Annotated in this window: 9 protein-coding genes; 2 read left to right on the top strand and 7 right to left on the bottom strand. The window is 49.4% G+C overall.

Annotation, left to right across the window (positions count from 1 at the left end):
• The first annotated feature begins 77 nt into the window (after positions 1–77).
• Positions 78–2483, top strand: coding sequence for a glycoside hydrolase family 94 protein (locus CEQ48_RS15800; RefSeq protein ID WP_000873677.1), 2406 nt, complete (start codon positions 78–80; stop codon positions 2481–2483).
• Positions 2484–2605: 122 nt separating this feature from the next.
• Positions 2606–4018, top strand: a complete 1413-nt coding sequence (locus tag CEQ48_RS15805; protein WP_089071903.1) for a phosphoglucomutase/phosphomannomutase family protein — start codon at positions 2606–2608, stop codon at positions 4016–4018.
• 130 nt (positions 4019–4148) lie between these two features.
• Here the strand turns inward: CEQ48_RS15805 and CEQ48_RS15810 are convergent, their stop codons facing one another.
• The 7 genes from CEQ48_RS15810 to acnB all read right to left on the bottom strand — a co-directional run bounded on the left by CEQ48_RS15810 (position 4149) and on the right by acnB (position 12944).
• Positions 4149–5180, bottom strand: coding sequence for an ABC transporter ATP-binding protein (locus tag CEQ48_RS15810; protein ID WP_089071904.1), 1032 nt, complete (start codon positions 5178–5180; stop codon positions 4149–4151).
• Positions 5180–6805 (bottom strand): ABC transporter permease, encoded by a 1626-nt coding sequence (locus CEQ48_RS15815; RefSeq protein ID WP_089071905.1) that lies wholly within the window; start codon positions 6803–6805, stop codon positions 5180–5182. The genes CEQ48_RS15810 and CEQ48_RS15815 overlap by 1 nt, the downstream gene beginning before the upstream one ends.
• An 83-nt stretch (positions 6806–6888) precedes the next feature.
• A complete protein-coding gene (locus CEQ48_RS15820; protein ID WP_089071906.1) occupies positions 6889–7902 on the bottom strand; it encodes a Fe(3+) ABC transporter substrate-binding protein in 1014 nt (337 codons plus the stop codon).
• A gap of 141 nt (positions 7903–8043) precedes the next feature.
• The gene (amtB, locus tag CEQ48_RS15825; protein ID WP_089071907.1) at positions 8044–9273 is read right to left on the bottom strand and encodes an ammonium transporter AmtB; all 1230 of its coding nucleotides are present in this window, start codon (positions 9271–9273) and stop codon (positions 8044–8046) included.
• 21 nt (positions 9274–9294) lie between these two features.
• The gene (gene glnK, locus CEQ48_RS15830) at positions 9295–9633 is read right to left on the bottom strand and encodes a P-II family nitrogen regulator (RefSeq protein ID WP_000767166.1); all 339 of its coding nucleotides are present in this window, start codon (positions 9631–9633) and stop codon (positions 9295–9297) included.
• 177 nt (positions 9634–9810) lie between these two features.
• Complete coding sequence (locus tag CEQ48_RS15835; protein WP_089071908.1) at positions 9811–10191, bottom strand: YacL family protein; 381 nt, start codon at positions 10189–10191, stop codon at positions 9811–9813.
• A 155-nt stretch (positions 10192–10346) separates the two neighbouring features.
• On the bottom strand, positions 10347–12944 hold the full coding sequence (gene acnB / locus CEQ48_RS15840; RefSeq protein WP_089071909.1) for a bifunctional aconitate hydratase 2/2-methylisocitrate dehydratase: 2598 nt from the start codon (positions 12942–12944) through the stop codon (positions 10347–10349).
• Between the last annotated feature and the right edge of the window lie 195 nt (positions 12945–13139).

Raw genomic sequence — 13139 nt, forward strand, 5'->3', positions numbered from 1 at the left:
CGTGACGGAACTCACGCTGGTTTTCACTAGCAAAATTTTTAGCTGCCATAGGGCAGCTGGTTTAAAAGGAAAGCACAATGAAATACGGCTATTTCGATAATGATAATCGCGAATACGTCATCACTCGCCCTGACGTACCCGCACCTTGGACTAACTATCTCGGTACTGAAAAATTCTGTACGGTGATTTCACACAACGCAGGGGGTTACTCCTTCTATCACTCACCTGAGTACAACCGCGTGACCAAGTTTCGTCCAAACTTTACCCAAGATCGTCCCGGGCACTATGTTTACCTACGCGATGATGCGACAGGCGATTTCTGGTCAATCTCTTGGCAACCAGTTGCGAAAAGCCTTGAACAAGCGAAATACGAAGTTCGCCACGGCTTGTCCTACTCAAAATTCAAGTGTGAGTACAACGGCATTCACGCCACCAAAACTCTGTTTGTTCCTAAAGGCGAAGATGCCGAAGTTTGGGATGTTGTGATCGAAAATACCTCCAACGAAGTGCGCACCATCAGTGCGTTCAACTATGTTGAGTTCTCTTTCAGCCACATCAAGTCAGACAACCAAAACCATCAGATGTCGCTCTACTCAGCGGGAACAGCGTTCAAAGATGGCGTGATTGAGTATGACCTGTACTACAACACCGATGATTTCCTCGGTTTCTACTACCTGACTGCAACTTTCGATGCCGACAGCTACGATGGCCAACGTGACCAATTCCTTGGCATGTATCGTGATGAAGCCAACCCAATCGCCGTGGCGCAAGGTAAGTGCTCGAACAGTGCGCAAACCTGTTACAACCATTGTGGTGCACTGCATAAGCAATTCGTGCTGCAACCGGGCGAGAAGGTGCGCTTTGCGGTGATCTTAGGTGTAGGCAAAGGCAACGGCGCAAAACTGCGTGAAAAATACCAAGACCTGAGCAAAGTGGATTCGGCCTTTGCAGGTATCAAAGCACACTGGGATGAGCGTTGTGCGAAATTCCAAGTGAAATCACCCAACCAAGGTCTCGATACCATGATCAACGCTTGGACTCTGTACCAAGCGGAAACGTGTGTGGTGTGGTCCCGTTTCGCCTCTTTCATTGAAGTCGGCGGCCGTACAGGTCTTGGCTACCGTGATACTGCGCAAGATGCGATCTCCGTACCGCACACTAACCCAGCGATGACTCGTAAGCGCCTCGTTGACCTACTGCGTGGTCAAGTGAAAGCCGGTTACGGTCTGCACCTGTTTGATCCTGACTGGTTCGATCCAGAAAAAGCGGATGTTAAACCGTCTAAATCACCCACAGTTGTCCCCACACCGTCGGATGAAGACAAGATCCACGGCATTAAAGATACCTGTTCTGACGATCACCTGTGGATTGTGCCAACCATCCTCAACTATGTGAAAGAGACCGGTGACTTCGCCTTTATCGACGAGGTGATCCCTTACGCGGATGGCGGCAACGCAACCGTATATGAGCACATGATGGCAGCGCTAGATTTCTCTGCAGAATATGTGGGTCAAACCGGTATCTGTAAGGGCCTGCGTGCCGACTGGAACGACTGTTTGAACCTCGGTGGTGGTGAGTCCTCTATGGTCTCTTTCCTACACTTCTGGGCGTTGGAATCTTTCCTTGAACTGTCACGCTATCGCAATGATGAAGCGGCAACCGACAAGTACCAAGCGATGGCCGATGGTGTACGCGAAGCGTGTGAAACTCACTTGTGGGATGAACAAGGCGAATGGTACATCCGTGGCCTGACCAAAAATGGCGACAAGATCGGAACCTTCGAACAAGTGGAAGGCAAAGTGCATTTAGAGTCTAACTCGCTTGCAGTGTTGTCTGGCACGGTTAGCCATGAACGCGGTATCAAAGCGATGGATGCGGTCTACAAATACCTGTTCTCCAAATACGGTCTACACCTGAACGCTCCATCATTTGCCACGCCAAATGATGACATCGGTTTCGTGACTCGCGTTTACCAAGGCGTGAAAGAGAACGGCGCGATCTTCTCGCATCCAAACCCATGGGCATGGGTAGCCGAAGCGAAACTGGGCCGTGGTGATCGTGCGATGGAGCTGTATGACGCACTCAACCCATACAACCAAAACGACATCATCGAAACCCGTATTGCTGAACCTTATTCTTACGTACAGTTCATCATGGGGCGTGACCACCAAGATCACGGCCGCGCTAACCACCCATGGTTAACCGGTACTTCTGGCTGGGCATACCATGCGACCACCAACTATATCTTGGGTATCAAAGCGGGCTTCGATGCACTGGAGATCGATCCTTGTATCCCAACGTCATGGCCGGGTTTTGAAGTGACTCGCGAATGGCGTGATGCGACTTATCAGATCAAAGTGGAAAACCCGCAAGGCGTTTCAAAAGGCGTGAAATCCATCACCCTGAATGGTCAAGCGATTGAAGGTGCCGTTCCTGTGCAAGCCGCAGGCAGCGTTAACCAAGTCGTGGTTGTTCTAGGTTAATCCATTTTCGGGCACTCGCTGAGTGCCCGTTTGCTAATACCTAAGCGTTTTATATGCCCAGACCACTTGTCGTTGCAGCCAAGACTCTTGCAGCGTCAGTAGAAAAGGGATAGGGGGAGAAAATGATTAAATTTGGTACTGGCGGCTGGCGTGCGTTTATTGGTGAAGAATTCACTAAAGATAATGTGCGCTTGGTGGCTCAAGCGTTAGCCAACATCATCCATCATGAGCAAGCCGCAAACGAAGGCTTCGTAATTGGTTACGACCGCCGTTTTCTGTCAGACAAAGCGGGACGCTGGTTTGCCGAAGTGTTAGCCGCGAATGGCGTTGTGGTGAGCTTTATCGACAAGTTTGTGCCGACACCTGTGGTGATGTTTAAAGCCAAAGAGATGGATTGTGCTTACTCAGCCTGTATTACCGCATCGCACAACCCAGCCGACTACAACGGCATCAAAGTGTTTATTCGTGGTGGCCGTGACGCAGATGAAGTGATCACTCAAAAGATCGAGCAGCAAATTGCCACACTGACTTTACAAGACGTGAAATCGATCGACTTTGATCAAGCCGTCAACGACAAACTGATCGACATCATCAACCCGATGAACGAGTTCGTCGACAGCATCATCAACTTCATCGATATTGAAGCGATCAAGAAAGCCAATCTGCGAGTGTTGATCGACCCGATGTTCGGGGTGGCGAAAAACGCGCTGCAAACGGTACTGATCAATGGCCGCTGCGACGTGGACGTGATCAACGACGGCAAAAACCCTGATTTCGGTGGCTTGATGCCTTCGCCTAGCGCTGCCACCTTGTATCGCTTGAAGCATCTGGTGAAACACGAAGGTTATGACATCGGTATCGGCACCGATGGCGATGCGGACCGCCTTGGCATCATCGATGAAAAAGGCAACTTTATTCACCCGAACGAAGTGCTGATCCTGCTTTACTACTACCTGCTGGAGTACAAAGGCTGGAAAGGTTCTGTGGTACGTAACATCGCAACCACACATCTGTTGGATAAGATTGCCGCCGATCATGGTGAGCGGTGCTTTGAAGTGCCTGTGGGCTTTAAACACATCTCTTCACAAATGGAAGCGGACGACTCTCTGATTGGCGGGGAGAGCTCTGGCGGCCTCACGATTCGTGGTCACATCAAGGGCAAAGATGGCGTGTTCGCCTCAAGCCTCTTGGTGGAAATGATCAGCGTGACGGGCAAGAAACTCTCTGAGCTGTTAACCGAGATCTACGATCGTTACGGCTATGCCTACACTGCGGAAGGCGATTGCAAATTTAAACCTGCCCAGCGTGATGAGATCTACAACAAAGTCTACATTGAGAAAAAACTGCCTGCGTTTGAGTTTGAGATCGACAAAGTCAGCTATGAAGATGGCGCTAAAGTCTACTTCAAGAACGGTGGCTGGGTGATTGCCCGCTTCTCCGGCACTGAGCCTTTATTACGTATTTTCGCCGAAATGGCCGACAAAGATACTGCGGAGCGTGTTCTTCAACAGATGAAAGATTTCTTGGCGTTGTAATCATCGCCTTGTCAAATCATCCCCTGAGGTTAAGTCCCCTCAGCGGAGAAGAACACTTGCCCGACGCTCGACGTCGGGCTTTTTTATGCAGGTAACATAGTTTGGCAATCCAAGACGCTTGGCGGGAGCATTAGGCGAAAGCGAGCACGCCTTGGGTATCAATATTGACCGAGACTGCCTGCCCTAACTCCAGCGGTTGCGAAGAGGTCGCGATAAGCTGAGTGCCGTGCGCATCAATCAGATAACGGCAATGATCGCCCATAAACTGCTGCTCCGTCACCGTCACACTGCTTTCCTCTTCCGCGCGAATTTGCACCTGTTGTGGACGTAGCAGCAACTTGCATTCCGTATCTACCGCGATGGGTTGGCGCGCAATGGCTTCCACAACCCCAAGAGCAGTTTGGTACTGAGTTTCACTGATCCGCTTGGCGTTTAAGTAGCTGCCCCCGCCGAGAAAATCAGCCACGAACTGACTCGAGGGTTGATAGTAAAGCTCTGCGGCGGTGCCGTACTGCTCAATCACACCTCGATTCATCACCGCCATTTTATCGGCGAAGGCAAACGCTTCTTCTCGCGAGTGAGTAACGAAAATCGCCGTCACCCCCTGCTGTTTAAAGATCTTGCGAATCTCAATGATCAGCTCATGGCGCACTTGAGTATCGATATTGGAAAACGGCTCATCAAGCAGTAACAGATCTGGCTTATACGCTAAGGCACGAGCAATGGCGACACGCTGCTGCTGACCACCCGAAAGTTGGTGCGGATAACGCTCTGCGAAAGCATCAAGATGAACCAGAGCCAGCATCTCGGCAATTTTGGCCTGCTTTTGCTTCGCGGGCATCGCATCTAACCCAAAACCAACGTTTTGCGCTACGGTAAGATGGGGAAACAATGCGTAATCTTGGAAAATCATTCCGATATTGCGCTGCTCAGGGGGCAACCAGCGTTTACCGTCATCCAAGGTGACACAGTTAAGGCTAAGCTGACCGGAAGCCAAAGGCAGCAAGCCGGCAATCGCTTTCAGCAAGGTGGTTTTACCACAACCACTTGCGCCAAGCAGACAGACAATTTCGCCCGGATTGACTTGCAAAGAGAGAGATTTCAATACGGTTTGTGCATCGTATTGGCAAGTGAGATTTTCAATCAGCAGTGCGCAGCTCATTAGTGCTTTTGCTCCAAAGAACGGTTAACCATAACAAGAGGAATAAGCCCGACCAACACCAGTAAAATGGCGGGTAGCGCCGCCAACTCTAAGCGCTCATCTGAAGCGTAGTTATAGACGTAAGTAGCGAGAGTTTCAAAGTTAAACGGACGCAGCAAAATCGCCGCGTTCAATTCCTTCATCGATTCGATAAACACCAACAAGCCTGCGATTAATGCGCCGCGGCGGATCAGCGGCAAGTGTACACGCTTGAGCATTTGATTAGCATGACAGCCCATCGTGCGCGCCGCCATATCCAACGAAGGTGACACTTTACTGAGGCTGCTTTCGATACTGCCAATGGCTACCGCCGAGAAACGCACCACCAGCGCGAACACAATCGCAAATAAACTGCCGGAGAAAACAAGCCCAGGACGTCCCCACTCCATCATTTTAGCGATATCGTTGATCAGATGATCCAGTGCGAGCACAGGCACTAAAATACCAATCGCCAGAACGGTTCCCGGCACCGCATAGCCCATCGAAGAGAGGCGCATCAGCGCAACACTGGCGCGATTATTTTGTAAACGAGCATAAAAGTTAGCCACTAAAGCCACCAATACCGCTACGACAGCAGCACTGATCGAGACGGTGAAACTGTTGATCGCGTACTCTTTAAATTGGGTGGTCCAGCTCTGGGCAAAATAGGTCCACGCGTAACTCACCAATTGCAGTAGTGGCAGAATAAACGCCACCGCCACCAAACCCCAGCACCAGATTAAAGCCCCCCATAAGCGCCACCCTTTTAAGGTATAACGATACTCTTCATGGCTATTAAATTGGGTTTGATACAGTTTTTGTCGGCGACGGCTGTAGCGCTCGCTACTGAGCAGCAGCAGCACCATCACCAGCATAATAGCCGAGATTTTTGCAGCTGCATTGAGATTGGAATAACCGAGCCAAGTATCGTAAACCGCTGTGGTTAAGGTATTCACCGCAAACAGGCTTACCGTGCCGAAATCACCAATGGTTTCCATGGCCACCAAAGACAAACCTACCGCAATCGCAGGTCGTGCTAATGGCAGAGAAATGCGTCGAAAACTTTGCCATGGTGAACATTTCAGTAAGCGCGCAGACTGAAGCAAAGTGACGTTTTGCTCCATAAACGCTGCGCGACACAAAAGATAGACATAAGGATAAAGTACCAGCGCCAGCACCACACTCGCACCGCCTAGGCTGCGAATATCGGGAAACCAGTAGCTGCCCGCTTGCCAACCGGTCCAATCGCGCAAAGCGATTTGGATGGGACCTGCGAAATCAAACCAATGGGTAAACAGATAACCAATAATATAAGCAGGCATCGCCAAGGGCAGGACCAGCGCCCATTGCAGCCAACGCTCACCGGGCAGTTTGCACATGGCAATCAGCCAAGCTGAAGGTACTCCAAACAGCAAAGCCAAGAGCAATACCGAACAGGTTAATACCACAGTATTGAAAATATAGGTGGGCATCACAGTCGCCAGAAGATGAGCAAAGACCTCATCACTGTTGCCGAATGCGGTATAGAAGATCGCTAAGATCGGTAAAACCAGCAGAGTGGTTAACACTAGGCTGCTGGCTTTCCAGGCAAAATATTTTTCTTTCATCGCCTATCAGTATAAGGCTTGAACAGCAAGCAGATACTGTTTCCCTCAAATAAAATAGGGGTACGTTATACCCCTGATTTTACTTACAGGTCAAATTTGACTTCATCGATCAATTTGATCGCCGCAGCATTGTTATCTGCTACTTTTTCCAGTGGCAGACTGTCGGCTTTAAACTCGCCCCAAGACTCCACCAATGCAGAACGTTGTACACCCGGTTTAACTGGGTATTCGTAGTTCACTTCGGCATACATCTGTTGCGCAGTCGCGCCAGTCAAAAACTCCATCAGTTTCTGAGCGTTTTCACGGTTTGGTGAGTATTTAGCCATCGCCATACCGCTCACGTTAACGTGCGTACCTTGTGCATTTTGACCAGGGAAGTTGATGTATACCGCTTCAGCCCAAGATTTTTGCTTCTCGTCATTAACCATTGCGCCTAGGTAGTAACTGTTACCTAGCGACACATCACACAAGCCTTCTTTGATCGCACGAACTTGGTCACGATCGTTACCTTGTGGTTTGCGTGCTAGGTTCGCTTTAACGCCTTCTAGCCAAGCTTTGGCTTCCGCCTCACCGTGGTTTGCGATGATAGAAGCGACTAACGCAACGTTGTAAGGGTGCTTACCACTACGAGTACAGATTTTGCCTTTGAATTCAGGTTTTGCCAGATCCATATAGTCAAAACCATCACCGAGCTTACCTAGGCGGTCACGTGAAGAATACACACTGCGAGTACGCTGCGTGAGAGCAAACCACTCATCACCACTGTCGCGGTATTGAGCAGGAATGTTCTCTTCAATCAGTTTGCTATCCAGCGGCTGAGTCAAACCTTTTTCGGTCAACTCAAACAGACGGCTGAATTCCGCGGTTAAGATCACATCGGCTGGGCTGTATTCGCCTTCTTGGGCAAGTTTTTCAGCAATGCCTTCCTTAGCAAATTTCACGTTAACTTTGATGCCAGTTTCTTTGGTGAACTCTTGGAACATTGGTTCAATCAAAAATGGCTGGCGGTAAGAGTAGACATTCACTTCTTCAGCGGCCATTGCAGAAGGAGCGAGTACACCACAAGCAATCGCAGACAGCGTGAGCAGCTTTTTCATCCTAAAATCCCTTATAACTACTAATGATAACGTTTATCAGTTTCACTACATTATAAGAATGATTATTAAGAAAACAATCAGAAGAGATAAAAAAACCTGCCCAAAGGGCAGGTTCTCTAAAGTGAACTTGGTAACTAAATATTACTTAACAGTCACGAATTCAGGATAAGCTCCGACACCACAATCGTGCATGTCCATCCCTTCCATCTCTTCTTCTTCAGAGACGCGGATCCCCATCGTCGCTTTAAGCACGCCCCAAACCACCAGACTTACACCAAACACCCATGCGAAGATCACCGCCGCACCGAGCAATTGTGCACCAAAGGTAGCTTCAGCATTGCTCAGTGGCACCACCATCAGACCGAAGAAACCACACACGCCATGAACTGAAATCGCACCAACCGGATCATCAATTTTCAGCTTATCGAGGCCGATGATACTAAACACCACCAGAGAGCCAGACACTGCGCCAATCGCTACCGAATACAGCGGTGAAGGAGAGAGAGGATCAGCCGTAATCGCCACTAAGCCCGCTAATGCGCCGTTGAGTACCATGGTCAGATCCGCTTTTCCCCATGTGGTTTTACACACGAAGAGTGCCGCGATAGCCCCTGCCGCCGCGGCCGCATTGGTATTGAGGAAAATTTTGCCCACGGACGTCGCATTTTCAAAATCCGACACCATCAACTGTGAGCCGCCGTTAAAGCCAAACCAGCCGAACCACAGAATAAACGTACCGAGTGTGGCCAATGGCATGTTGGAACCGGGAATTGGATAAATTTCGCCGTTTTTGCCGTATTTGCCTTTACGAGCCCCAAGCAGAAGAACGCCTGCTAATGCCGCTGAAGCTCCCGCTAAATGCACAATACCGGAACCTGCGAAATCACTAAATCCTGCCGCTGAAAGGAAGCCACCGCCCCAAGTCCAGTAACCTTCAACGGGGTAGATGAACGCGGTCAATACTGCGGAGAAAATCAAAAATGCCCAGAGTTTCATCCGTTCTGCGACGGCACCAGAGACGACAGACATCGCGGTCGCCACAAACACCACTTGGAAGAAGAAGTCCGATTCGAGCGAGTGGTCAGCGCCATCGGCCTGTGAGCCAATCAGCGCACCAAACGAAGGTAACCAGCCACCTTCTGTGTTATCGACATACATGATGTTGTAGCCAACGATCAAATAGGTGGTACAAGCAATCGCATACAGAACAAAGTTTTTCGTCAAAATTTCGGTGGTGTTCTTGGAGCGAACCAAACCCGCTTCCAACATAGCGAAACCTGCCGCCATCCACATGACGAGCGCTCCTGAGATCAGGAAGAAAAATGTATCGAGTGCGTAACGCAGCTCAGTAACCGTGATTGATAGTTCCATAATCAAATCTCATCCTTGAATTTAAAGGGCTTCTGAATCCATTTCACCAGTACGGATACGCACCGCTTGGCTTAGGTCATACACAAAAATTTTGCCATCACCGATTTTTCCGGTGTGTGCCGCCTTAATGATCGCTTCAACTACGCGATCGACATTGTCGCTTTGAGTCGCAATTTCAATTTTGACTTTAGGGAGAAAATCGACCTGATACTCAGCACCGCGGTACAGTTCAGTGTGTCCTTTCTGACGTCCAAAGCCTTTCACTTCAGACACCGTCATCCCCTCAATCCCAACATCCGCCAGCGCTTCGCGAACATCATCCAACTTGAATGGTTTAATGATTGCGTTAATCAGTTTCATCTCTTCCTCTCTGAAGCAGTCGTCCATTTACTCTTCATTATCCAAGGGGCGTGCCAACTTTTTAACTTAATGATTTTTATGGACATATAAACATTTGTTGAGTAAAAAAACAAAAGGCCGCACCGATTCGGTGCAGCCTTTTCCCAACAATAACGCACAACGTATGAGCAGGATGGATTAGAACCTACCCTGGTTTTGAATAAAGCTTTGCCACTGCGTCAGTAAGGCCAAAAAGTCTTCTCGCCCACAGGCGGCAATGCTTTCGCTGTCATAGAGAGCAAAATCGGTTTCTAATTCATGCTCACTCTCATAAGCCAGCGCATTCTCTTGCACTGTGATTTCATCGCCTTGCACCAGTAATGAGATTTCACGTCCCGTCCATAAAAACTCTTGGGCTGGTGATTGTTCTGCCTTATCGATCAGCACTAATACGTGATTGAGTTTGGCTAGGTCTTGGCCAATCTCTTCTTGTAGCCATCGCCCGACGATTTGGTGCTCCATATTGCATCGCACCGCATACTCACCGAGCAGGGTATTTTTAATAAATTCAAATTCCATGGTGAACACTCCACCGCTCCACAATGGCGCGAGTATATCGCAAACCCCTTCGCGATACTTAGACAAGTGATGGCCGCTGAATTAAACCGAATGGAAAAATACCCACAATAAAGCCGCGACAAGCGCGGCTTTAAAAGAGGATTCAATCACTCATCTTATGCAGGTTCTTGGAAAATGACCGAATCAGCTTTACTGGTGTATTGCCCCATGCGGTGGAAATTGAGGTAACGGTAGGTATCCGCTGCTGCCGCATCAATCTGCTTCGCATACTCCATGTACTCAGCCACGCTTGGGATTCGACCCAAAATTGCCCCTACAGCCGCTAATTCAGCGGAAGAGAGATAAACGTTAGCCCCTGTGCCCAAACGGTTCGGGAAGTTACGCGTTGAAGTCGACATTACGGTTGCTTTGTCCGCTACGCGTGCTTGGTTACCCATACACAACGAACATCCCGGCGTTTCGATACGCACACCAGCACGACCAAAAATACCGTAGTAACCCTCTTCAATCAGTTGGTCACGATCCATCTTGGTTGGCGGAGCGACCCACAAACGAGTATTCAATTGACCATTGAATTTTTCAAGCAATTTACCCGCCGCACGGAAGTGTCCGATGTTGGTCATACAAGAGCCGATGAACACTTCATTGATGGCCTCACCTGCACACTCAGAGAGCAGGCGTGCATCGTCCGGATCGTTCGGCGCACACAAGATAGGTTCTTTGATCTCAGCAAGATCAATTTCAATCACATGCGCGTATTCGGCATCTTTGTCCGCTTCCATCAGCGTTGGGTTGGCTAACCACGCTTCCATCGCTTGAATGCGACGCTCAATGGTACGGCGATCGCCATAACCTTCGGCAATCATCCACTTCAGCATCACGATGTTCGAGTTGAGGTACTCTTCAATCGATGCTTGTGAAAGCTTAACCGTACAGCCTGCTGCTGAACGTTCTGCCGATGCATCAGACAACTCGAACGCCTGCTCAACCGTTAGGTGTTCAACTCCTTCGATCTCTAGGATACGACCTGAGAATTCGTTGATCTTACCCGCTTTTTCTACCGTGAGCAGACCTTGCTTGATGCCGTAATAAGGGATGGCATGCACCAGATCACGCAACGTGATCCCCGGCTGCATCTTACCCTTAAAGCGCACCAGAATAGATTCAGGCATATCCAAAGGCATCACGCCAGTTGCCGCAGCAAACGCGACCAGACCAGAGCCTGCTGGGAATGAGATCCCAAGAGGGAAGCGAGTATGCGAATCACCGCCAGTACCGACTGTATCTGGCAGTAGCATGCGGTTTAACCATGAGTGGATAACACCATCACCCGGACGTAGTGAAACCCCCCCACGGTTCATGATGAAATCAGGTAACGTGTGGTGGGTCTGCACATCGACTGGCTTTGGATAAGCCGAGGTGTGACAGAAAGACTGCATGACTAAATCAGCAGAGAAACCCAAACACGCCAAATCTTTCAGTTCATCACGCGTCATTGGGCCTGTAGTATCTTGCGAACCGACGGTCGTCATCTTAGGTTCACAGTAAGTGTCAGGACGTACACCTTGTACACCACACGCTTTACCCACCATTTTCTGAGCCAGCGTGTAGCCTTTACCGCTATCCGCAACCGCCACAGGACGACGAAACTCTTTTGACGCTTCCAAACCTAATGCGTGACGCGCTTTATCCGTCAGGCCACGTCCAACGATCAGCGGAATACGGCCACCCGCACGCACTTCATCGTACAGGACATCGGTCTTCAGTTTGAAAGTCGCAAGCACTTCGCCCGTCGCGTGGTTACACACTTTGCCTTCAAATGGGTAAACGTCGATCACATCGCCCATATTGAGCTTAGAGACATCCACTTCAATCGGCAGCGCACCAGCATCTTCCATGGTATTAAAGAAGATCGGGGCGATTTTACCACCAAGGACATAACCACCTGTACGCTTGTTAGGCACATTAGGAATATCGTCCCCCATAAACCACAGCACTGAGTTGGTTGCCGATTTACGTGATGAACCGGTACCGACAACATCACCCACATAAACCAGTTGGTGACCTTTGGCTTTAAGTACTTCAATCTGTTTGATTGGGCCAACTTTGCCCGCTACATCAGGCTCAATGCCATCACGCGCGTTTTTCAGCATGGCTAATGCGTGTACAGGAATATCAGGACGTGACCATGCATCAGGCGCTGGAGAGAGATCGTCCGTGTTGGTCTCACCAGTCACTTTAAATACGGTTAAGGTCACTTTTTCAGGCAATGCAGGCTTAGATAGGAACCACTCCGCATCTGCCCAAGATTGCAGTACTTGTTTGGCAAATGGGTTGCCCGCTTTGGCTTTTTCTTCCACATCGTAGAAGTTATCAAACATCAATAGTGTATGAGACAGCGCTTTCGCGGCAATCGGAGCCAGCGCGCTATCGTCCAGTAATTCAATCAGCGGTTCGATGTTGTAGCCGCCTTGCATGGTACCGAGTAGCTCGGCCGCTTTTTCACGACTCACCAACGGAGATGCGACCTCGCCTCTCGTAACAGCAGTCAAGAAACCCGCTTTCACGTAAGCCGCTTCATCGACGCCCGGAGGAATACGATTTTCAAGTAGGTCAAGAATAAAAGCTTCTTCACCTTGTGGGGGATTTTTCAGAAGTTCGACAAGTCCAGCGACTTGCTCTGCGTCTAGGGGTTTAGGTACAACTCCTTCAGCGGCACGCTCTGCGACGTGTTTACGGTAGGCTTCAAGCACGACTTTTTCCTCTCATTGCGGTTCACCCAGTTGATTATAAAAATACGAGCGAACATCCTTGGAAACTTGGCTCTCCCTAGCCCTTGTTTTCACTCAAATTGACTGAGAAACAGCGCCATAGAGGCCAAACTGTGGGCGTCAGAATAGCAAGTTTAACGATAAATTAAAATCTCATCATTTTGACCAACATAGCAA

Source organism: Vibrio tarriae (assembly GCF_002216685.1).
Classification (GTDB): domain Bacteria; phylum Pseudomonadota; class Gammaproteobacteria; order Enterobacterales; family Vibrionaceae; genus Vibrio; species Vibrio tarriae.